At 67.5% G+C, this 22433-nt stretch carries 23 protein-coding genes; 20 read left to right on the forward strand and 3 right to left on the reverse strand.

The window, feature by feature from the left end; genetic code table 11:
* Positions 1 to 22 precede the first annotated feature (22 nt).
* Entirely contained in the window at positions 23 to 634 is a 612-nt protein-coding gene (locus G3M57_RS17310) for a YitT family protein (protein WP_163231952.1), read from the reverse strand.
* 271 nt (positions 635 to 905) lie between these two features.
* Here G3M57_RS17310 and infC point away from each other — a divergent pair, with 271 nt between their 5' ends.
* The 19 genes from infC (at position 906) to G3M57_RS17405 (ending at position 18751) form a co-directional block, all read left to right on the forward strand.
* A complete protein-coding gene (gene infC / locus G3M57_RS17315; RefSeq protein WP_035072784.1) occupies positions 906 to 1427 on the forward strand; it encodes a translation initiation factor IF-3 in 522 nt (173 codons plus the stop codon).
* A gap of 191 nt (positions 1428 to 1618) precedes the next feature.
* Positions 1619 to 3532 (forward strand): alpha/beta hydrolase family protein, encoded by a 1914-nt coding sequence (locus G3M57_RS17320; RefSeq protein ID WP_163233776.1) that lies wholly within the window; start codon positions 1619 to 1621, stop codon positions 3530 to 3532.
* A gap of 90 nt (positions 3533 to 3622) precedes the next feature.
* Positions 3623 to 4873 (forward strand): MFS transporter, encoded by a 1251-nt coding sequence (locus tag G3M57_RS17325; protein WP_163231954.1) that lies wholly within the window; start codon positions 3623 to 3625, stop codon positions 4871 to 4873.
* A gap of 57 nt (positions 4874 to 4930) precedes the next feature.
* The gene (locus tag G3M57_RS17330) at positions 4931 to 6859 is read left to right on the forward strand and encodes a S9 family peptidase (protein ID WP_163231956.1); all 1929 of its coding nucleotides are present in this window, start codon (positions 4931 to 4933) and stop codon (positions 6857 to 6859) included.
* Between the two features lie 160 nt (positions 6860 to 7019).
* Complete coding sequence (gene rpmI, locus G3M57_RS17335) at positions 7020 to 7220, forward strand: 50S ribosomal protein L35 (RefSeq protein ID WP_018061454.1); 201 nt, start codon at positions 7020 to 7022, stop codon at positions 7218 to 7220.
* Between the two features lie 15 nt (positions 7221 to 7235).
* Complete coding sequence (gene rplT / locus G3M57_RS17340; protein ID WP_035072778.1) at positions 7236 to 7595, forward strand: 50S ribosomal protein L20; 360 nt, start codon at positions 7236 to 7238, stop codon at positions 7593 to 7595.
* 185 nt (positions 7596 to 7780) lie between these two features.
* Positions 7781 to 8338 (forward strand): hypothetical protein, encoded by a 558-nt coding sequence (locus tag G3M57_RS17345; protein ID WP_163231958.1) that lies wholly within the window; start codon positions 7781 to 7783, stop codon positions 8336 to 8338.
* A gap of 59 nt (positions 8339 to 8397) precedes the next feature.
* Positions 8398 to 9471: a phenylalanine--tRNA ligase subunit alpha gene (pheS, locus tag G3M57_RS17350; protein WP_163231960.1), complete on the forward strand. Its 1074-nt coding sequence runs from the start codon at positions 8398 to 8400 to the stop codon at positions 9469 to 9471.
* On the forward strand, positions 9471 to 9803 hold the full coding sequence (locus tag G3M57_RS17355) for a DHCW motif cupin fold protein (RefSeq protein ID WP_163231962.1): 333 nt from the start codon (positions 9471 to 9473) through the stop codon (positions 9801 to 9803). Before pheS ends, G3M57_RS17355 begins: the two co-directional genes overlap by 1 nt.
* Before the next feature lie 4 nt (positions 9804 to 9807).
* Positions 9808 to 10203, forward strand: a complete 396-nt coding sequence (locus tag G3M57_RS17360; RefSeq protein WP_056762860.1) for a hypothetical protein — start codon at positions 9808 to 9810, stop codon at positions 10201 to 10203.
* On the forward strand, positions 10204 to 12678 hold the full coding sequence (gene pheT / locus G3M57_RS17365) for a phenylalanine--tRNA ligase subunit beta (RefSeq protein WP_163231964.1): 2475 nt from the start codon (positions 10204 to 10206) through the stop codon (positions 12676 to 12678). It begins immediately after the preceding gene.
* Positions 12679 to 12932: 254 nt separating this feature from the next.
* Positions 12933 to 13079, forward strand: a complete 147-nt coding sequence (locus G3M57_RS17370) for a hypothetical protein (RefSeq protein ID WP_163231966.1) — start codon at positions 12933 to 12935, stop codon at positions 13077 to 13079.
* A gap of 113 nt (positions 13080 to 13192) precedes the next feature.
* Positions 13193 to 13489 (forward strand): hypothetical protein, encoded by a 297-nt coding sequence (locus G3M57_RS17375; protein WP_056762867.1) that lies wholly within the window; start codon positions 13193 to 13195, stop codon positions 13487 to 13489.
* A complete protein-coding gene (locus G3M57_RS17380; RefSeq protein WP_056762869.1) occupies positions 13486 to 13770 on the forward strand; it encodes a hypothetical protein in 285 nt (94 codons plus the stop codon). Before G3M57_RS17375 ends, G3M57_RS17380 begins: the two co-directional genes overlap by 4 nt.
* 62 nt (positions 13771 to 13832) lie before the next feature.
* Entirely contained in the window at positions 13833 to 14429 is a 597-nt protein-coding gene (gene msrA, locus G3M57_RS17385; RefSeq protein WP_163233777.1) for a peptide-methionine (S)-S-oxide reductase MsrA, read from the forward strand.
* A gap of 54 nt (positions 14430 to 14483) precedes the next feature.
* Complete coding sequence (locus G3M57_RS17390) at positions 14484 to 14816, forward strand: hypothetical protein (RefSeq protein ID WP_163231968.1); 333 nt, start codon at positions 14484 to 14486, stop codon at positions 14814 to 14816.
* A 113-nt stretch (positions 14817 to 14929) separates the two neighbouring features.
* Positions 14930 to 16300, forward strand: coding sequence for a DUF4139 domain-containing protein (locus G3M57_RS17395; RefSeq protein ID WP_163231970.1), 1371 nt, complete (start codon positions 14930 to 14932; stop codon positions 16298 to 16300).
* Positions 16297 to 17904: a DUF4139 domain-containing protein gene (locus tag G3M57_RS17400; protein ID WP_230983657.1), complete on the forward strand. Its 1608-nt coding sequence runs from the start codon at positions 16297 to 16299 to the stop codon at positions 17902 to 17904. Before G3M57_RS17395 ends, G3M57_RS17400 begins: the two co-directional genes overlap by 4 nt.
* A gap of 73 nt (positions 17905 to 17977) precedes the next feature.
* On the forward strand, positions 17978 to 18751 hold the full coding sequence (locus G3M57_RS17405; protein WP_056762879.1) for a transglutaminase-like domain-containing protein: 774 nt from the start codon (positions 17978 to 17980) through the stop codon (positions 18749 to 18751).
* 22 nt (positions 18752 to 18773) lie between these two features.
* Here G3M57_RS17405 and G3M57_RS17410 read toward each other — a convergent pair whose 3' ends face one another.
* Positions 18774 to 19505 carry a hypothetical protein gene (locus G3M57_RS17410; protein WP_163231972.1) on the reverse strand — a complete coding sequence of 244 codons (732 nt, stop codon included), beginning with the start codon at positions 19503 to 19505 and terminating at the stop codon, positions 18774 to 18776.
* A 259-nt stretch (positions 19506 to 19764) separates the two neighbouring features.
* Positions 19765 to 20370 carry a DUF1134 domain-containing protein gene (locus G3M57_RS17415; RefSeq protein WP_056762884.1) on the reverse strand — a complete coding sequence of 202 codons (606 nt, stop codon included), beginning with the start codon at positions 20368 to 20370 and terminating at the stop codon, positions 19765 to 19767.
* Positions 20371 to 20526: 156 nt separating this feature from the next.
* Between G3M57_RS17415 and lepA the strand changes: the two genes are divergently transcribed.
* Positions 20527 to 22335, forward strand: coding sequence for a translation elongation factor 4 (gene lepA / locus G3M57_RS17420; RefSeq protein WP_056762887.1), 1809 nt, complete (start codon positions 20527 to 20529; stop codon positions 22333 to 22335).
* Positions 22336 to 22433 lie beyond the last annotated feature (98 nt).

A 22433-nucleotide genomic window follows, 5' to 3' on the forward strand; every position in this document is an offset into this window, starting at 1 on the left:
TCCCCCTCCGGGGAGGATCCATCTAGTAGCCCTCGTATCGTCCCGGCTTGTGGTTGGCGATGATCACCGCGCTCAGCGCCACCGCCGAGAGGATCGACAGCAGCAGCTTGTCCCAGCTGATCACGGCGAAGGCCGCGGCCACGATCAGGCAGTCGGAGGCCATCTGCACCTTGCCCGCGCTGATCCCGCGCTTTTCGTGGAGCCACAGAGCCAGCACCCCGATCCCGCCGACGCTGGACTTGTGCCGCGCCAGGGCCAGGATGCCCATGCCCAGGATCGTGCCGCCGAAGATCGCTGCGAAGACCGGATCGACCGTCGTGATCTTCAGCCAGGCCGGCATGCCCAGGGCCAGGCCGGCCAGCAGCAGGTTGGTGACCAGAGTCTTGCCGGTGAACATCCAGCCCAGGGTGCGCTGGGCCAGCACGTAGAACGGGATGTTCAGCAGGAAGAACAGCACCCCGACCGGCCAGTGGGTCAGATAGGAGAGGATCAGGGCCACGCCCGCCATCCCGCCCGTGGTCAGGCCGGCCGCCTTCAGCAGGGTCAGGCCCACGGCGATGAAGCTGGAGCCGATCAGCAGGGCGTGGACGTCCTCGATCGGGGTGTGGCGGGCGGTGGCGGGCGGCGTGTTCATGGACGGGCGGAAAGGATCGCGACTGGAGGGAAGGTCGTCCCGACCTCGACGTTTCGCCCCCTTGGCCCCTTCTTGACGCGTCCGCCCCTTAAAAGGCGGGCCTTGGACGCGCATGCGCCTTGATAGCGCGGGAGTCCTTCGTCATATATCACTTGCGAACGCGGCGTCCCCTGGACTCCGCGCGAACTCATTCAACGATACGCTTCCGGATCATCAGGTCCGGCGGCAAAAAGCCCTAAAACAACACCGGAGCCGCCCTATTCGCCGTCCTATGCAAACGCCGCCCGTCAAGGATGGTCCGCGTATCAACGAAGACATTCGGGTCCCCCGCGTCCTGCTGATCGACCAGAACGGCGAGAAGCAAGGCGAGATGCCGATTTCCGCCGCCCTGGAAGCGGCCGAGGAAGCCGGCCTGGACCTGGTCGAGATCGTGCCGAACGCGAACCCTCCAGTCTGCAAGATCCTGGACTACGGCAAGTTCAAGTTCCAGGAGCAGAAGAAGAAGAACGAGGCTCGCAAGCGGCAGAAGATCGTCGAGCTCAAGGAAATCAAGCTGCGCCCCAACATCGACATTCACGACTACGACGTGAAGGCCAAGTCGATGCACCGGTTCTTCGAGGAAGGCGACAAGGTCAAGGTGACCCTGCGTTTCCGGGGCCGGGAAATGGCGCACCCCGAACTGGGTATGAAGCTCCTGCTCAAGGTCAAGGCCGACTTCGAAGAAGTGGCCAAGGTCGAGTACGAGCCGCGCATGGAAGGCCGCCAGATGATCATGATCCTGGCCCCGCGCTAAGGAATCGGCGCTTTCCGCCAAGTTCTGCAGAACGCCCCGGCCGCAAGGTCGGGGCGTTTTTCTTGGCCCCTCGCGCAACCAGACGACGCAAACAAGCTCGACAGTAGGGCGAGCTTTGCTAATTTAAGCGGAGTTTGGGGGATCTACGCGTGTCGAAGAATGGGTTGGCCGCCGCAACGGCCGGTTTCGTCATGGCCGCGGCCGTCTGCGCCGTCGCCGCATCGGCCGAGGTCACGCCGCTCTCGGTCTATGGCGGTCTGCCCAATGTCGAGCAGGTCGAGATTTCGCCGGACGGGACGAAGCTGGCCATCTCCCTCACCGACGGCGAGAAGCGGATGATGGTGATCCGCGAGGCGGCGGAAGGCGGCAAGGCGCTGGCCGCCTTGAACTTCGGCGACAAGAAGCTGCGCGCCCTGCAATGGGCGGGGCCCGAGCACGTGCTCGTCACCACTTCGATGGCGGCCGAGGTGTTTGGTCTGGCCGGGCCGAAGCGCGAATATCTGATGGGGTTCGACTACAATCTGATCACCCACAAGCAAACCGCGCTGATGGCCAACCAGGAAAACGCGATGAACGTGATCCTGGAGACGCCGGATGTCCGGTTTATCGACGGCGCGCCCTACGCCTTTGTCGAGGGCGTTCATTTCAATGACAATCGCGGCTGGAACACGCTCTACAAGGTCAACCTGAAGACCGGCGTCACCCGGATGCTGGACAGCGGCGGGAGCGATGACACCGACGACTGGCTGGTTTCTCCCGAGGGACAGCCGCTGGCCCAATCGCTCTACGACCAGAAGCAGGGCGCCTGGAGCCTCAGGATCAAGACCGCCAAGGGCTGGATCACGGCGGAGAAGACCATCTCCAAGATGGGCTCCCGCGGGCTCAGCGGCATCGGCCGCGACGGCAAGACCGTGCTGGTCTGGATGAACGACGGCGAAGACACCGACAAGACCGTGCTGCACGAATACGCCCTGGATGGCAGCCACGCCGTCGTGCCCGACAGCGACACCTACGACAGCCTGATCCACGCGCCGGACGGCTCCCGCCTGGTGGGCGGTTTCAGCCTGGTGGGGGACGAGCGCCACTACACCTTCTTCGACGCCAAGGCCCAGGCCAGTTGGAACGCCGTGGTCAAGGCCTTCGCCGGGGATCAAGTTTCCCTGGTCTCGTGGTCCGACGATCGGCGCAAGGTGGTGGTCCAGGTCGATTCCCCGACCATGGGCCCCGCCTACGCCTTGGTTGACCTCAACGCCAAGAGCGCCCGCTTCCTGGCCGAAGTCTACAAGGACCTGACGCCCGAGGGCGTGTCGGAGGTCAAGCCGATCAAATACAAGGCCGCCGACGGCCTGGAGATCACCGGCTACCTGACCTTGCCGCGCGGCAAGGCGGCCAAGAACCTGCCGCTGGTGGTGCTGCCGCACGGCGGTCCGGAAGGCCGCGACACCCTGGGCTTCGACTGGTGGAGCCAGGCCCTGGCCTCGCGCGGCTATGCGGTGCTGCAGCCCAATTTCCGAGGCTCGGAAGGCTTTGGCTGGAAGTTCGTCCAGGCCGGCTTCGGCCAATGGGGCAAGGCCATGCAGACCGATCTGTCGGACGGTGTTCGCATTCTGGCCAAGCAGGGGACGATCGATCCCAAGCGCGTCTGTATCGTCGGCGCCAGCTACGGCGGCTACGCCGCCCTGGCGGGCGCGACAATGGACCCCGGCGTCTATCGCTGCGCCGCCTCGGTCGCCGGCCCCGCCGACCTGAAGCGGATGCTGGTCGACAGCAACAGCCGCTTTGAATCCAGCAACAATTCCACCTTGCGCTACTGGCTGCGGTTCATGGGGGCCGACGGCCTCAAGGACCCCGACCTGGCCGCGATTTCGCCGGCCAAGATGGCCGACAAGGTCGAGATCCCCCTGCTGCTGATCCACGGCAAGGACGATACGGTCGTGCCCTATGTCCAGAGCACGATCATGGCCAGCGCCATGAAGAAGGCCGGCAAGCCGGTGGAGCTAGTCACTCTGACCGGGGAGGATCACTGGCTGTCGCGCGGCGCCACTCGCCTGCAGATGTTGACCTCGGTGGTCGACTTCCTGGAGAAGAACAACCCGCCGAACTGACGGACCATCCGACGCGACTGAACGACCGCTATCTGAAATCTCCGATAGCGGTCGCCACGGCGGGCGATGAGGCGTAAACCGCGCCGCCTGATGAACACGCCGACCGCCTCGCCCGCCCCCGCCGCCGCGAAGACGCCGGACGCCAGTCCTCGCGCGCTCTATGTCCTGCTGCTGGTGGTGTTCATCAATCTGGTGGGCTTCGGCCTGGTCATCCCGCTGCTGCCCTTCTACGCCAAGTCGCTGAACGCCAGCGCCTGGCAGGTGACGGCGATGTTCTCGGCCTATTCGCTGGGGCAGTTCATCGCCGAGCCGTTCTGGGGACGCCTGTCCGACCGCATCGGCCGGCGGCCGGTGCTGATCGTCACCATCCTGGCCAACACCCTGTCCTATCTGGCGCTGGCCTTCGCGCCGAACATCGCCTGGGCTTTCGCCATCCGCCTGGCCAGCGGTTTTGGCAGCGGCAACATCTCGACAATCCAGGGCTACATGGCCGACGTCACCCCGCCCGAAAAGCGCGCCGGCCGCATGGGCCTGCTGGGCGCGGCGTTCGGCATGGGCTTCGTGGTCGGCCCTACCCTGGGCGGCCTGCTGCCGGGCCTGGCCGAGGCCTTCGGCCATTCCGACACCGGCCGCCTGGCCTTCCAGATCCCGCTGCTGACCGCCGCCGTCCTGGCCGCGATCGCCGCCCTGGGGGTCTTCCTGTTCGTGGTCGAGAGCCGCGCGCCCAGCCACAAGGACGCCCCCGTGGAGCGTCGGCGCGACCATCTGGCCGCCGCGGCCGGCCATCCCGTGCTGTCGCGCGTGCTGCTGGTCACCCTGATCTCCACCGCCGCCTTCGCCGGCATGGAATCGGTGTTCGGCCTGTGGACCCAGGCGCGGTTCGGCTGGGGGCCGAAGCAGGTGGGCCTGTGCTTCGCGGTGATCGGGATCATCGCCTCGGTCGGCCAGGGGCTGATCACCGGTCGGCTGGCGCGGCGGTTCGGCGAGGCCAAGGTGCTGACCACGGGGCTGGCGATCATCGCCGTGAGCCTGAGCCTGACGCCGTTCGTCCCCACCTCGGCCTTCGTGCCGGTGGTCGTGGGCTGCACGGCGTTCGGCCAGTCCCTGGTCTTCCCCTGCGTGGCCGCCCTGATCTCGCGCGCCGCCCCGTCCGACAAGCAGGGCGCCATGCTGGGCCTGAACATGGCGGCCGGCTCGCTGGCCCGCATGACCGGACCGATGCTGGCCGGCCCGCTGTTCGGCCTGGTGGTCGGCGGGCCCTACTGGCTGGGCGCGGCGCTGATGCTGCCGGCGGTGGCCTTCGCCTGGACCATCGAAAACCGGGTCAAGGCCGCCGCCTGACCCTCGACAGCTTCACCGTGCGTCGCTAAGCCTTGCACGTTGAGTTGGGGGTTTTGCATGTTGAAGTTGTTCGCCGGCGTCGCCTTGACGGTGCTGGTCTCGTCGAGCGCCGCCCTGGCCGGGCCGCTCGAAGCCTATGGCCGTCTGCCGGCGATCTCGGACGTCGAGATCTCAAGCGACGGCGCCAATCTGGCCTATATTGCCCATGACGGCGGGACCAGCCGGGTGATCATCCAGCCGCTGAACGGCGGCGAAGTGCAGTCCGTCGACTTCGGCAAGGTCAAGATGCGGGGCGTCATGTGGGCCGATCCCGGCCACGTGGTGGCCGAGGTCTCGCGCACCCAGGCTATCGAATACGTCACCTATGTTGGCGAACAGTTCCAGGCGACGAGTATCAACATCAAGACCGGAGCCTCGGTCCAGATTCCCAAGCGCTCGTACGAGACGATCAACAACGTCCTCAGCTCCGACCCAATCGGCGGCGTCGTGGACGGCAAGCCTACGGTGTTCACCCAGTTCTATGCCGGCGAGGAAGCCAAGTCGTGGCAGGCGGGGCGCTTTGACCTGTATCGCGTCGATCTCGACACCGGCATCGCCGCCATGGTGCAGATGGGCGACACCGAGACCGGCGACTACCTGTTCAAGACCGACGGCACGGTGATCGCTCGCACGACCTATCATCGCGAGAATGCGCGATGGGCGATGGAGCTGCGCAAGAACGGTAAGTGGGTCGACGGCTATGTTACGACCGCGCCGCTCGACGGCCCCGCAATGCGGGGTTTGTCCCTGGACGAGAAGTCCGTGGTGATGACGATCCAAGATGAGAAGACTGGCGAATATCGATTGGCCAATGTCTCAATCGCCGACGGCAAGCTGGGCGAACTCTACGGCCCCGACCAGCCGTTCCGCATCGTCTCGGACAATTCCAATCACGTGATCGGCACGGTCACCGACGCCGGTTACAGACAATATCACTTCGACGAGCCCCGCCTCGCCGCCGCCTGGTCGATGATCACTAGCGTGTTCCCTGGCCGCCAGATGACTTTGCAGTCGCATACGCCCGACTACACAAAAATCGTGGCCTATGTCGAAGGCACAGGCGAGCCCGGCGGTTACTATCTGCTGGATCTCACCGCCAAGAAGCTCAGCAAGGTCGGCTCGGCCTATCCCGGCCTCGCCGGCGGCGACGTCGCCGAAGTACGGGCGATCAAATATGCGGCCGCCGATGGCCTGATGATCGAGGGATATCTCACCCTGCCTCAGGGCAAGGTGGCCAAGGGCTTGCCCCTGATCGTCCTGCCCCACGGCGGACCGCAGGCCCGCGACGAGGCAGGCTTCGACTGGTGGGCCCAGGCCCTGGCCTCGCGCGGCTATGCCGTGCTGCAACCCAATTTCCGCGGCTCCACCGGACGCGGCCATGGCTTCATCCGCGCCAGCGACGGCGAGTGGGGCGGGAAGATGCAGACCGACCTGTCGGATGGCGTGCGTTTCCTGGCCAAGCAGGGGATCATCGATCCCAAGCGCGTGTGCATCACGGGCGCCAGTTACGGCGGCTACGCCGCCTTGGCCGGCATCACGATGGATAAGGGCGTCTATCGCTGCGCCGTGTCGGTGGCGGGCATCGGCGACGTGCGACAGATGATCAATTTCGAAATTCTGCGTTATCGCGAGGAGAGTCCGATCGTGCGCCACGACAAGCGCTATTTCGGGGTTACTTCGGCCAACGATCCCAAGCTCGACGAGCGCTCGCCCGAGCGCCACGCCTCCGAGGCCGACGGCCCGGTGTTGCTGATCCACGGCAAGGAAGACACCGTCGTGCGCTACGAGCAGAGCACGGGCATGCGCCGCGCCCTGGAGAAGGCCGGCAAGCCCGTCGAGTTCGTGGATCTCCGCGAAGAGGACCACTGGCTTTCTCGCGAGGCCACCCGCCAGCAGATGCTGTCGGCCACCGTCACCTTCCTCGAGAAGAACAACCCGCCGAACTAGGCTCAGCGGGCGCCGGCGAAGGGACGGAGACGGCGCTTGCCTTCTCCGGCCCTTTCCCGTACTAACCCCGCCTTTCCGGAACCGCCTGGCCAGTTTGGCATGCCATGGCGGTTCGTCATGCTTCTCTAGAGGACGGGGCCGTTAAACGCTCCGACGCGAAATGCCTAAGTTGAAGACCAAGTCGGGCGCGAAGAAGCGCTTCAAGATCACCGCCACGGGCAAGCTGAAGGCCGGCGTCGCCGGCAAGCGCCACCGTCTGATCGGCCACAACGGCAAGTACATCCGCCAAAACCGCGGAACGAAGGTGATGAGCGAGGCTGACGCCAAGACCATCCGTTCGTACCTGCCCTACGGCCTTTAAGAGGAGCGCTGACACATGGCTCGCGTTAAACGTGGCGTCACCGCCCACGCCAAGCACAAGAAGGTTCTTGAACAGGCGAAAGGCTTCTACGGCCGCCGCAAGAACACCATCCGCACCGCCAAGGCCGCCGTCGACAAGGCCGGCCAATACGCGTATCGCGACCGCAAGGTGCGCAAGCGCGCCTTCCGTTCGCTGTGGATCCAACGCATTAACGCCGGCGCTCGCGTCGAGGGTTTCACCTACTCGCAGTTTATCCACGGCCTGGACGTGGCGGGTATCGTGATCGACCGCAAGGTCCTCTCGGACATCGCGGGCAACGACCCGGTCGCGTTCAAGGCCATCGCTGACAAGGTCCGCGCCGCCCTGGCCGCTTAAGGTCTTTTTCGGGTTCGTCCCGATTGCGATCTGAAGAGCCCTCCGGTGCGAACCGGAGGGTTTTTTGCTGCGCGTCGTGTGGCCGCCCTACGGTTCGCGGCGGGGTTTTGAAACGCTTCAAGACGCCCTAGACAGGTCGTCGATCGAATTCCGCCCGGAAGCGGGCGATGGAGGACGTGATGAGCATGCGCAAGACAATCGGCGCGCTCGCGGCGCTGGCGCTAGCCGCGACGGTCGTTCCGGCGGCCCAGGCCGACGTCGCACCGCCCGCGCTCCGTGCACCGCCGACGCCGCGACAGGCCGAGGCTCTGCCCTACAAGAACGGCCCGGTGTCCGCCGTGGCGATCTTGATCCCCGACAGCCAAGCCTCCGAGTTCGAGAAGCCGCCCAGCGAGACGCCGCGAGTGACCAAGATCGACGCCCTGAAGGTCGGTGAGATCGCGGCGTTGAAGTTGATGTTCAAGGGCCCGCAACGCGACTCCCAAGGACGCATCGACGTTACCTTCGACGTCGACTTCATCGGTCCCGACGGCAAGACTCTCGAAGGCGGATCGTTGAAGGACCTGCCGGCCTATCAAGGCCCTGTGACCCTGCCGGACGCCATCTTCGACAACATCCGGGCCGTGCCGAAGATGAGCTTCGAGACCAAGGACCCCAAGGGCGTCTACAAGGCCGTGATCGTCCTGCACGACAATATCGGCGGCTGGAACGTCCCCATGACCGTCGAACTCGAGCGGCTTTGACGCCGATCCTCATCAACCTGAGTGACGAACTCACTTCGTATCGCTAGACCCACCCCGTCATGACCGATCTCACCTCCCTCGAAGCCGACGTGCTGGCGCAAGTCTCCGCCGCCGGCGATCTCGCCGCCCTCGACGCCGTGCGCGTCGCCGCCTTGGGCAAGACCGGCTCGATCTCGGGCCTGCTCAAGACCCTGGGCGCCATGAGCCCCGACGAGCGCAAGGAACGTGGCGCGGCGATCAACATCCTGCGGGACCGCGTGCAGGCGGCGCTGAACGACAGGAAGGCCGCGCTGGAAACCGCCGCCCTCGACGCGCGCCTGGCCAGCGAGACCCTGGACCTGACCCTGCCCGCCCCGCGCCGCCGCCGCGGCGGCGTCCATCCCACCATGCAGACCATGGACGAGATGGTCGCCATCTTCGCCGAGATGGGCTTCGCGGTGGCGGAAGGTCCCGACATCGAGGACGACTTCCACAACTTCACGGCCCTGAACTTCCCCGAGAAGCACCCGGCCCGCGAGATGCACGACACCTTCTTCTTCAAAACGAAGGAAGACGGCGAGCGGATGCTGCTGCGCACCCACACCAGCCCCGTGCAGGTGCGGACCATGGTGTCGCAGAAGCCGCCGATCCGGATCATCGCGCCCGGCCGCACCTATCGCGTCGACAACGACGCCACCCACACCCCGGTGTTCCACCAGGTCGAGGGCCTGGTGATCGACAAGGGGATCCACATGGGCCACCTGAAGTGGACCCTGGAGACCTTCCTGGCGCGGTTCTTCGAGACCGACGCGGTGACCACCCAGTTCCGGCCGCACCACTTCCCGTTCACCGAACCCTCGGCGGAAATGGACGTGCAGTGCGACCGCACCGGCGGCGAGATCAAGATCGGCCAGGGCACGTCGTGGCTCGAGATCCTGGGCTGCGGCATGGTTCACCCCAACGTCCTGCGCGCCTGCGGCATTGATCCGGACGAGTACCAGGGCTTCGCCTTCGGCATGGGCGTCGACCGGCTGGGCATGCTGAAATACGGCATGCCCGACCTGCGCGACATGTGGGCGTCCGACGTCCGCTGGCTGGACCACTACGGCTTCAGCGCCTTCGCCGCGCCGAACGCCGCCAGCGGTCTCAGTTGATGCAACTGCCCGTCAGCCCGTTCACGGCCATCGACTGGTCGCAGGTCGAGCCCACCGTCCATCCAGGCGAGCGGGGTGACGCCACCTGGCGCACGCTCAAGGTCGGCGACATGCGCCTGCGCCGCGTCGACTATTCGCCCGGCTACCTGGTCGATCACTGGTGCGACCGCGGCCATGTGATCTTCGTGCTGGAAGGCGAGCTGATCAGCGAACTGAAGGACGGCCGCACCACCACATTGACGGCCGGCATGAGCTATCACGTCTCCGACTTCGGCGACCCCGCCCACCGCTCGTCGACCTCGGTCGGCGCCAAGCTGTTCATTGTGGACTGACCCGATGACCCAGAGCTTCCAATCCGGCGGCCGTCCCGGCCGCGTTCCCACCGACGCCTTCGCCAAGGTGTTCGAGAGCGTGGACCTGTCGCTCTACGACCTGTTCCGCGCCAATTTCCAGGCCGGCCATCGGATCATCTCGGGCCGCACGTTCCGCAACTGCCGGATCGAGGGGCCGGCGGTGATGCTGGTGCTCGACAAAGTCAATTTCGACGCCACCAACTTCGGCCCCAACGGCGGCGACGTCCGCAACCTGGTGCTGCGCCCCGCCAGCCCGACCTCGGTCATCGGCACGATCCCCGTCGAGGACTGCCAATTCATCAACTGCGAGTTCTTCGGCCTGGGCTTCACCGGCCCCGACCAATTCCTCGATCAGTTGCTGGCTCTGGAAACCAAGTAGATGAAGTTCACCCTCTCCTGGCTCAAGGACCACCTTGAGACCACCGCCTCCGCCACCGAAATCGTCGCCGCCATGACCATGGCCGGCCTCGAGGTCGAGCACGTCACCGATCCCGCTTCCAAGCTGGCCGCCTTCACGGTCGCCAAGATCGTCGAGGCCGTGCAGCATCCCAACGCCGACCGTCTGCGCGTCTGTCAGGTCGACACTGTCGACGGCCGCAAGGAGATCGTCTGCGGCGCGCCCAACGCCCGTCCAGGCCTGACCACCGTCTACGCCCCGATCGGCGCCTATGTGCCAGGCCTCGGCGTCACCCTGGTCGAGAAGCCCGTGCGAGGCGTCGTCTCCAACGGCATGCTGTGCTCGGGCTCCGAGCTGGAGGCCGACGACGGCTCCGAGGGCATCCTGGAGCTGCCGAACGACTTGGCCGTCGGGACCCCGGCCGCCCAGGCTCTGGGCCTGGAAGCCGTGATCGACTTCGAGGTCACCCCCAACCGCCCCGACTGGCTGGGCGTCGCCGGCATCGCCCGCGACCTGGCCGCGGCCGGCGTCGGGACGCTGAAGGACCTGTCGATCGCCCCCGTGCCGGGGACCTTCCCTTGCCCGATCACAGTCAAGGTCGACGGCGACGCCTGCCCGGTGTTCAGCGGGCGGCTGATCCGCGGCGTCAGGAACGGCCCTTCGCCCAAGTGGCTGCAAGATCGCCTCAAGGCCATCGGCCTGCGCCCGATCAACACCCTGGTCGACATCACCAACCTGATCTCCTACGACCGCGCCCGACCGCTGCACGCCTATGACGCGGCCAAGCTGGTCGGGACCGTGATCGAGGCGCGCCTGGGTCGCGGCAGGGCCGAGGTCACTCCTGGCGACCAGCCCTCGCCGGCCGAGCACCATGACGAGCAGTTGATCGCCCTGGACGGCAAGACCTACGACATCACGCCCGAGATGAGCGTGATCGCCGACGCCGATGGCAACCGCCCGATCGGCCTGGGCGGCGTGATGGGCGGCGAGAGCACCGGCTGTTCGGACGACACCGTTGACGTGTTCCTGGAAAGCGCCTGGTTCGAGCCGATCCGCACGGCCCAGACCGGCCGCGTGACCGGCATCGCCAGCGACGCCCAGTACCGGTTCGCCCGCACGGTCGACACCGGCTCACTCGTGCCCGGCCTGGAACTGGCCACCCGGCTGATCCTGGACCTGTGCGGCGGCGAGGCCTCGGAAGTCGTCGTGGCCGGCGAGGCCTCGGCCGCGCCTGGCCCGATCCTGTTCGACCCGGCCTATGTCGAGGCCCTGTCGGGCCTGGCCATCGCGCCGGAACGCACGCTGAAGATCCTGACGGACCTGGGCTTCACCCTGTCGCCGCCAACCGACGTGCCGACCACCGAGTTCGCCACCCACGTCGAGAGCCTGGTCTGCGTGACCCCGCCGACGTTCCGGCGCGACGTTCAGGGCAAGGCCGACCTGGTCGAGGAAGTGGCCCGCATCGCCGGCTATGGCGAACTGCCCTCCACGCCCCTGCCCGAGGTTCCGCGCGCCGTCGGCGGCGTGCTGACCGTCAAGCAGGCCCGCGCCCGCACGGCCCGCCGCGCCCTGGCGGCGGCCGGCTACAACGAGGCCCTGACCTTCAGCTTCACCAGCAAGGCTACCGCCGAGCTGTTCGGCGGCGGCGCGGCTGACCTGATGCTGGCCAATCCGATCGCCTCGGACCTGGACTGCATGCGTCCCTCGCTGCTGCCCAATCTGATCGAGGCGGCCGGCCGCAACGCCCGCCAAGGCTTCCCGGACGTCGCCCTGTTCGAGGTCGGCCCGGTGTTCTTCGGTGACCGGCCGCAGGACCAGAAGACGACGATCGCGGCGATCCTCGCCCCCCGCGCCCCGCGCGGCTGGGACAAGGCCAAAGCCGAGGATGTGTTCACGGTGAAGGCTGACCTGATGGCCCTGCTGGAAGAGATCGGCGCGCCGGTCGCCTCCCTGCAGACCGCCCAGGGCTCGGCCTCGCCCTGGTGGCATCCCGGCCGCTCGGCGCGGCTGCAACTGGGCCCCAAGGCGGTGCTGGCCGAGTTCGGGGAGTTGCACCCGGCCGTGCTCAAGGCGCTGGACGTGGCCGGGCCGGTCTATGGCTTCGAGATCACCCTGGAGGCCGTGCCCGAACCGAAGAAGAAGGCGGTCAAGACCAAGCCGGCCTTCACGCCCTCGCCGCTGATGCCCCTGACCCGCGACTTCGCCTTCGTGGCCGACAAGGCCAAGGCGGCGGGTGACCTGGTCAAGGCCGCGGCCAGCGCCGACAAGGCGCTGATCGCCGCGGTGCGGGTGTTCGACGTCTATGACGGCCCTGGCGTGCCGGAGGGCTCCAAGTCGGTCGCCCTCGAGGTGGTCGTCCAGCCGCGGGAGAAGACCCTGGCCGAAGCCGAGATCGAGGCCCTGTCGGCCAGGATGGTGGCGGCGGTCGAGAAGGCGGGCGGGAAGCTGAGGAGCTAGCGACCCGCGCACCTGCCCCCACCTGGCCGCTTCGCGGCCTGTCGCGACGAGGGGGGCGGAGCCTTGGCGCCTAGGCTCTTCCCCCTCTGGGGAAAGACGGCCGAAGGCCAGTAGGGGGCAAGTGCTAGCCCCCTGAGCGCGACCGCCCAATTCTTGCCCATCCAGCGCCATTCGCCGCACCGGGGCGGCAAAGCCTTGCGCTGGGACCACGCCCACGCTACCTGTGTAATTGCACACGGAGTTTCCACGCCATCATGCTCTCGCAGCTGGCCCTGAACGTTCTGATCGCCACCGGCCTCACCGCCGGCGCCGCGATCGCGTGCGCGCGCGCCATTATGATGCAGGCCAAGATTAAAACCGTTCGTGTGCGAACGGGGCAGCACAGGCGCGCGGTCGACTAGACGACCACCAAGCCGAAAGATCGCAAGATCCGCAAAGCCCCGCTTCCCACCAGGAGCGGGGTTTTTGCTGTGCGGTCATCGGTCCTCCCTCAAATCCAAAGGACCTTGAACCCATGAGCTACCTGCCTTCCCCACCCGCCTTCAATTCCGACCACGAAGGCGTCACCGTTCACCAGCTGCTGCTGGCCGCCCATGACGCGCCCTCGGCGCTGGAAGCCGTCCGCCAGGGTCTGGCCGACAGCGGCGCCGAGCTGTGCGCCCTGTCGATGAAGCCGGTCGGCCAGATCGTCGAGGGCTCGCTGCGGGTCCGCCACCTCAGCGACCAGGCCGCCCGCCTGCTGGCCCGCGACCTGGCCGCCTGGCCGGGCGTCACCTCGGCCAGCGTCGAGCATCAGTGGGTGCGCCCATGAGCGAGAATGTGAGCGCGCTCGAACCGGCCCAACACGAAGAAGGCGACAAACGCCGGCTGTTCCTGGTGATCGCCGACGACACGCCCGACGCCCTGATGCGGGTGCTGGGCGTGGCCAGCGTCCAGCAGACCCGCCTGCGCGCCTTGAGCGCCCAGCCGGACGGGGCCGGCCTCAGCATCCGGCTGGAGCTGGACGACCAGGGCGACGAGCGGGCCCAGACCCTGGCCGCCCGCCTGTCGGCCTGCCCCGCGGTGCGCGGGGTCGGATTCGGCTGGCGATAGGCTGTAACCTTCGGCGCACGTCGTCCGTATCTAGGGATATGTCACCCCGGAGTTTCCCGATGATCCGCCGCCTGCTCGTCCTGGTCGCCAGTTTCGCCGCCATCCTGCTGCCCGCCGACGTGCTCGCGGCCGGCAAGCCCGCGCCGCCCGCGACCGCCGTGTTCGCCGGCGGCTGCTTCTGGTGCATGGAAAACGACATGCGCGGCATCCCCGGCGTGCTGAAGGTCGAGAGCGGCTATACCGGCGGCCATGTCGACCGGCCGACCTATCGCGACGTGACCAGCGAGACCTCGGGCCACTACGAGTCGGTGCGGGTCACCTATGATCCGGCCAAGCTCGACTACGGCTTCCTGCTCTACAAGTACTGGAAGCTGGTCGACCCTACCGACGACGGCGGCCAGTTCTGCGATCGCGGCCCGTCCTACCGTCCGGCGGTGTTCGTCACGCCGGCCCAGCGTCCCGTCGCCGAAAAGTCCCGCGCCGAGGCCGCCAAGCGCCTGAAAACCGGCGTGATGAAGGCCCAGATCCTGCCCCTGCAGACCTTCTGGCCGGCCGAGGCCTATCACCGCGACTACGCCAAGAACCACGCGGTCGAGTACCACGCCTACCGCCTGGGCTGCGGCCGCGACCTGAAGCTCAAGCAGGTGTGGGGCGGATAGCGCAGACCGCCACCCAAGGTGGCGCTAGGCCGCAGGACTGATAAGATCGGTCTCATGATCGATGACAAACCACAGCCAACCCGTCTCGAAGACATCAGCGCCGGCCTTCTCAGCGGCGCGATGGTGACGCTGCTCGCCTGCGGTTTCGCGGCGGTCGTCGCCTGGCAAATCGTCGCGCAGCTGACCGGCTGGCTTCCCGACCTGCAAGCCATGTCCGTGAGTCTGCCAGGAGAGGATTTCAGGGCGATCGCGACCCGCGACCATGACGCCTTGATCAGGGACGGTCTGGCCGGCGGGGCGATGATCCTTCTGGCTCTCGGAATCGGCATGCGCGGCGTGCGGCATATTCAAAAGAACCTGACGCTGCTGCGCGCCCGCCGAGGCTAAGGCGGCGCCGCCAACACGCCGGGAAAGGGGTGAAAATTATGCCTGTAATTCCCCACTCGACTTCCGGCTGACCGCATGAAACCTTGAGCGTCAAAATCGGGAGGCGCTCTTTCATGTACCGTCACGCTTTGCTGGCCACGGCCGCCCTCACCCTCGCAAGCGCGGCGCACGCCCAGACCGCCCCCAGGCTTTCGGTGACGATCTACAACAACGACCTGGCCCTGGTGCAGGACGTGCGCGAGATCCCCGTCGCCGCCGGCCGCCAGAAGCTGGAGTTCAAGGATGTCTCGGCCGCCATCCGTCCCGAGACCGTCAGCCTGTCGGCCACCGGCCTGTCGGTCGTGGAGCAGAACTTCGACTACGACCTGCTGACCCCCGACAAGCTGATGGAGAAGGCGGTCGGCCAGCAGGTGAAGATCGTCCGCACCAATCCCGGCGACGGCAAGGAGACCACCGAAACCGCCACCGTCCTGGCCGCCAACGAGGGCGTGGTGCTGAAGATCGGCGACCGCATCGAGGTGCTGCGCGACGACGGCGTGCCCACCCGGGTGATCTTCGACAAGGTGCCCGAGACCCTGCGCGCCCGCCCGACCCTGTCGGTGACCGTCGAGGCCGACAAGGCCGGTTCTCGCCCGACCACGCTCAGCTACCTGACCACCGGCCTGTCTTGGAAGGCCGACTATGTGGCGATGTTCGACGAGACCAGGGGTGCGCTGGACCTGCAGGGCTGGATCACCCTGGGCAACCAGTCGGGCACGGCCTTCGTCGACGCCGAGACCCAGCTGGTGGCCGGGTCGGTCAACACCCTGGCCAGCAACAGCGAATACCGCCCGCCCCGGCCGGCGCTCCAGGCGGCCGGGACCGAAAGCGGGACCGGCGAGCGGGTCGCCGACTATTACCTCTATCCCCTGCCCCACCGCACGACGATCGCCGCCAACCAGAACAAGCAGGTCGGCTTCCTCAGCGCCCAGGGAGTGGCCGCCAAGAAGGTCTACGAAATCCGCCAGGACTGGTTCTCCAGCCAGGCCCAGCCGGAGTCCGCCACCGTCGCCATCCAGTTCAGCAACGCCAAGCTGGCGGGCCTGGGAAACCAGCTGCCGGCGGGGGTGATGCGGGTCTATGTGCGCGACAAGGCCGGCGACCCGAAATTCATCGGCGAGAACGCCATCGACCACACGCCGGCTGGCTCGGAACTGTCGATCAAGACCGGCGACGCCTTCGACGTCACCAGCCAGGGCACGCTGGTCAGCGACGAAAAGGTCTCCAAGACCCGCTCGCGCTACACGATGAAGTACCTGATCCGCAACGCTCGGCCCGAGCCGGTGACGGTCGAGCTGCGCCAGGGCGGCCTGTGGCGCGACGGCGAGGTCAAGGCCGAGAGCCTCAAGAGCCGCCGCATCGACGCCCGCACCCTGGGCTGGAGCGTGCCCATCCCCGCCAACGGCGAGACCACCCTGACCTTCACGGTCGAGACGGGCTGGTGAGCGGCAGGACTTTCATCGGAGCAGGAAGTCAGGCCATTGGACCGGCCCTGATCGCGACGCTGCTGTTGTGCTCGCCCGCCCTCGCCGACACCGTCGCCTCGCCAGGCCCGGACAAGGTCGCCGTCACCCTCTATCGCGGCGGCGACGGGCCTTTCCAGGCGCTGGAGGATTGGCAGCGCGAGGAGGCCATGGCCAAGGGCCTGATCCAGGTCACCGAGACACGGACGGTGTTCCTGCCCGCCGGTCGCCACACCCTGCGCTTCGACGGCGTCGCCGACGCCCTGATCCCCCAGAGCGCCACGGTGGAAGGGCTGCCCGGCCCGGCCATCGAGCGCAACTACGACTACGCCCTGCTCAGCCCCGGAACCCTGGTCGAGCGCTCGCTGGGGCAGGCGGTGAAGATCGTCCGCACCAACCGCAGGACCGGCCGGCGGACCGAGGAGACGGCCACCCTGCGCCAGGGGCCCGCGGGGGTGGTGCTGCAGACCGCCGGCGGGGTCGAGGCCCTGGGCTGTTCCGGCGGCGCCGAGGCCCTGGTGTTCGACAAGGTCCCGGCCGGGCTGTCGGACAAGCCGGCCCTGTCGACCGTGGTCGACGTCGCCGCGCCGATCCAGGCGACCCTGACCCTGTCCTACCTGGCGATCGGCGTGAACTGGCAGGCCGACTATGTCGCCCGCATCCACCCAAGCGGCAGGACCCTGGACCTGACCGGCTGGCTGACCCTGGTCAACGCCAGCGGCACCAGCTTCGCCGACGCGCCCACCCAGGCCGTCGCCGGCCGGCTGGCGCGCGTGGAGGTGGACGTGAAGCGGGGTGAGGCCAAGCCGGTCGCGCGCAAGTGCTGGCCGATGGACACCACCCATCACGGTCCGCGTCCCGTTCCGCCGCCGCCGCCGCCCGCGCCGCCGATGGCGATGGCGGGGGCCGTGGACATGCTGGACAGAGGGCTCGAGGAGGTCGTGGTCACCGGCAATCGCGCCAAACTCGCCGAACAATCCGAGTTGGGCGACTACAAGCTCTACACCCTGCCCGAACCCGTGACGGTCGCCGCGCGCCAGACCAAGCAGGTGGCCTTTCTCGACCAGAAGGACGTCGCCTTCCAGCGGCTCTATGTGGTCCAGCTCGACACTTGGAGCGACTACGACGATCCCGACGAGACGCCGGCCGCCACGGTCGTGCTGCGGCTGGACAACAGGCCGGCCGACGGTCTGGGCAAGCCCCTGCCGTCCGGCGCCTTGGCGGTGTTCGAGACGGCCGACGGACGCCCCGCCTTCGCCGGCGAGCAGGCCCTGCGCGACGTGCCCGTCGGCCAGCCCTTCGATCTGATGATCGGCGAGGCCATGGACGTGCGGGCCCGCCCGCGCCTGGTCGCCGAGCAGGATCGCCGCCAGGACCGCACGCGCCGCGTCTATGAGGTCGACCTCGCCAACGCCAAGACGGTCGCCATCGTCGCCGAGGTGCGAATGGCCACCAATCGACAAGGCTTCAAGATTGTCGCCGAGCCCACGGCCCACGACATCCGCGACGGCGCCGCGGCCTGGCGCGTGGCCCTGCCCGCCAATGGTCGCAAGACCTTGCGCTTGGTGGTGGAGTATGACGACTAGTCGCCAGGCGCTGGATCGCCGCTGAACCTCGCGCCCCGCGAGCCGTTGTCTGGGCTTATCGGAGGGGCTGGCCATGCGCGTGCATGTGAAGGCGCGGCTGGACTACGATTTCCCCGAACGGGTGGAATCCCTGCTGCAGATCGAGGCGGCGGTCGCCGACGACCAGGCGGTGCTCGACGAGCGGCTGACGTTCGACCCGCCCGTGGCGGTCACCCGCCGCGACGACCCGGCCACCGGCGAGCGGCGCGTGGTCTTCACCTGCCAGGGACGATTGGCCATCGCCTATGACGCCGTGGTCGAGATCGCCGCGCGCGACATGGCCCTGGCTGACGCCGCCCAGCACGCCATCGCCGACCTGCCGATCGATACCCTGCCCTATCTGCGCGGCAGCCGGTACTGCCCGTCCGACACCTTCGAAACCATCGCCGACCAGAAGTTCGGCGGCCTGCGCGGCGGCGCTCGGGTGGCGGCGATCGTCGACTGGATCATCGGACACCTGGAATACCGCCCGTGCAGCGACGCGCGGACCACCGCCCTGGAGACCTATGTCGAACGGGCCGGCGTCTGCCGCGACTTCGCCCACCTGGCCGTCACCCTGTGCCGGGCCAGCGACATCCCGGCCCGGGTGGCCAGCGTCTACGCCCCGGCCCTGCAGCCGCCGGACTTCCACGCCGTGGCCGAGGTCTTCGTCGGCGGCCGCTGGCGCCTGCTGGACCCCACGGGCCGGGCGCCCGTCGACGGTCTGGTCCGCATCGCCTACGGCCGCGACGCCGCCGACGTGGCCTTCCTGACCATCTTCGGCAAGGCGACGATGATGGCGCAGAGCGTGATGGTGACGGCGATCTGACCTCCCCCGTGACCGGAGAGGTTCAGGCCGCCTTCTTCCGCCGCGCCTTCGGCGTCTTCCGAAACACCCGCTCGAACAGCATGAAGGCCGCCGGAAGGGTCAGCAGGAACGACGCCAGCCCCGCCGCGCCCTTGGCGATCAGCACCGTGGCCTTGGGCACGCCGTAGATCGTGAACACCTTCACCGGCAACAGGATCTGCGGATCGCCGCCCAGCGCCTGGCCATTGGCCGAGATCGGCACGGCCTTGAACGTGGCCGGACGGACGTTGAACCGCACCAGCAGCACGTGGTCGCCCTCGGTCTTGGGCGAGACGATCCACTTGACCCGCTCGACGCCGGTGGCGGCGATGCGCTGGACGTCGAACTCGTGGCTGGGCGCCGGGATCAGGGCCAGGTCCGCGCCGCTGAGCTCGACCTTCATGCCGGCCGGCGGCCCCACCGAACCATAACCGTAGGGATCTGGGACCGCGACGCTGGTCGAACCGGTCGCCCAGCGGGCCTCGCCCGTGGTGTATTCGGCCTCCAGCACCCCCTCCTCGTTCTCGCGGATCGTGCGGGGGTACTTGATGTTCAGCCAGCCGATGGCCGTTCCGCTGGGGTCGCGGACAACGAAGCGCGGCGCGACGGCCTGGGCGGGCGTCGCCGGAGACTGGCCTCGGGCCGCGCCGGCGTCGATCAGTCGAGGCGCGACCAGGGCGCAGGCGACCGCCAGCGCCAGCCAGACGAACCAGGTACGCTTGAGCCGCTCCAGCATGGCGCTTCCTCGCGTCAGGCGCGCTTCGGCGCGCGCCGGCCGCCGCGACCGACGTCTCGGCGCGGCCGGATCTTCCCGTGAAGATTGATAATGCCGAGGAACTCGCGCGAATCCAAGCGCCAGGTCCTTCCCCTCGGGGCAGGGCCAACGCCTATGGATCAAAAACGATTGTCATCCCGGACCAGCGCTCAACGCGAAAATCCGGGACCAGGGCGTGACGCAGCGCTTGCGGCGGTGCCGCACAGCGAGAGGGTCGCGGTCAGAACGGCAGGATGTTGCGTTGGCGGCTGTAGGCCAGGTAGCCGACATTAGCGCCCAGGCGCAGGCCGACGCCGGCGCGGATCGGGGCCAGGGTGATGGTGTCCGCGCGCTGGTAGTTCACGCCCAGGCCGCCGACCAGATAGGCCGTGCCCTCCACGCCGGGGAAGCGGCGGAAGATGGCGTCCGGATACTGCAGGTTATAGCACAGGGTGAAGACCCGGCTGGCGTTGCCGCCCCAGTCCCAGCCCACCGACGGGCCCTGCCAGAACACCTCCTGGGTGTCCTTGCCCTTCATGTACAGCAGGCCCCGGCCGTAGCGCAGGCCCACGGCGATGGCGCCCGAGCCCTCTTCGCCGGCGATGTAGCCGGTGGGCTGGCCGTTGTCGCGGAAGGCGCGCTCGATCACCGCGCCGATGCTCTCGGCGGTCACGCCCAGGAAGTCCGAGCCGCTGCGGATCATCTCGTCGGCCGAATAGGTCTGGGCCCGTCCGGTGTCGTACTGCGACCGCGGCGGCGGGTCGCCCGGACGTTCCTGCGCCGTGCTGGCGCAGGCGCTCAGCCCGGCGGTGGCCATGCCCGAAAGGATCAGCTTGCGGCGGTCCATGTGTTCTCTCGCGATTCCGACAGCCTGAACTGTCTCAACCCTTTGAGTCGGGTTTGCGGCTGGAAGCTTAACGGCGGGTTAACCATGACCGTTCCTCGGGCGTGCGGGGGAGGAACGACGCTCGCGAACGCCCGCAAATATGCTAGACGCACGGCCATGACTTCGACGCCTCTCGACCGCATCCGCAATTTCTCGATCGTGGCCCACATCGACCACGGCAAATCCACCCTCTCCGACCGCCTGATCCAGGAGACCGGCGGCCTGACCGCGCGCGAAATGAGCGCCCAGGTGCTGGACAACATGGACATCGAGAAGGAGCGCGGGATCACCATCAAGGCGCAGACCGTGCGCCTGAAGTACAAGGCCGACGACGGCCAGGACTACGTCCTGAACCTGATGGACACCCCCGGCCACGTCGACTTCGCCTACGAGGTCAGCCGCAGCCTGGCCGCCTGCGAGGGCTCCATCCTGGTGGTTGACGCCAGTCAGGGCGTCGAGGCCCAGACCCTGGCCAACGTCTATTCGGCCATCGACAACAACCACGAGATCGTTCCGGTCCTCAACAAGATCGACCTGCCGGCCGCCGAGCCCGAGCGCGTGCGCGCCCAGATCGAGGACCTGATCGGCCTGGACGCCAGCGACGCCGTCCTCGCCAGCGCCAAGTCCGGCCTGGGCATCCACGAGGTGCTGGAGGCCATCGTCACCCGCCTGCCCGCCCCCAAGGGCGACCTTAACGCCCCGCTCAAGGCCCTGCTGGTCGACGCCTGGTACGACGCCTATCTGGGCGTCGTGGTGCTGGTCCGCATCTTCGACGGCACGCTCAAGGCCGGCCAGCAGGTGCGGATGATGCAGACCGGCGCCACCCACCGCATCGACAAGGTCGGGGTGTTCACCCCCAAGGCCACCGACGTCGACCAACTGGGCCCGGGCGAGGTCGGCTTCTTCACCGCCTCGATCAAGGAGGTGGCCGACGCGGCCGTCGGCGACACCATCACCGACGAGAAGAAGCAGACCGCCCAGGCCCTGCCGGGCTTCAAGGAAGTCCAGCCGGTCGTGTTCTGCGGCCTGTTCCCGGTCGACGCCGCCGACTTCGAGGACCTGCGCGCCGCCGTCGGCAAGCTGCGCCTGAACGACGGCAGCTTCACCTACGAGATGGAAAGCAGCGCCGCCCTGGGCTTCGGCTTCCGCTGCGGGTTCCTCGGCCTGCTGCACCTGGAAATCATCCAGGAGCGCCTCAGCCGCGAGTTCGACCTCGACCTGATCGCGACCGCCCCCTCGGTGGTCTACAAGATCCACATGCGCGACGGCACGGAGATGGAGCTCCACAACCCCGCCGACCTGCCCGACGTGATGCAGATCGAGAGCATCAGCGAGCCGTGGATCAAGGCCACCATCTTCACGCCCGACGAGTATCTGGGCGGCGTGATCAAGCTGTGCCAGGACCGCCGCGGCATGCAGCGCGAGCTCTCCTACGTCGGCAGCCGGGCCATGGTGGTCTACGACCTGCCGCTGAACGAGGTGGTGTTCGACTTCTACGACCGCCTGAAGTCGATCTCCAAGGGCTATGCGTCGTTCGACTACCAGGTCGAGGACTACCGGCCCGGTGACCTGGTGAAGATGTCGATCCTCGTCAACGCCGAGCCCGTCGACGCCCTGTCGATGCTGGTCCACCGCGACCGCGCCGAGAGCCGCGGCCGGGGCATGTGCGAGAAGATGAAGGAACTGATCCCTCAGCACATGTTCGTCATCCCCATCCAGGCGGCGATCGGCGGCCGGATCATCGCCCGCGAAACCGTCCGCGCCTTGCGCAAGGACGTGACGGCGAAGTGCTACGGCGGCGACGCCAGCCGCAAGCGCAAGCTGCTGGACAAGCAGAAGGCCGGCAAGAAGCGCATGCGCCAATTCGGCAAGGTCGAGATCCCGCAGGAAGCGTTCATCGCGGCGCTGAAGATGGACGGGGATTGATCCGGACGGCGGGAGTCTTTCGAGACCTAAGGCGGATCGACATTCAGCACCCAGGGCCGAAAACCTCGTACTTCGACAAGCTCAGGATGAGGTTTTCC

This window comes from Caulobacter rhizosphaerae (assembly GCF_010977555.1).
GTDB classification, from domain to species: domain Bacteria; phylum Pseudomonadota; class Alphaproteobacteria; order Caulobacterales; family Caulobacteraceae; genus Caulobacter; species Caulobacter rhizosphaerae.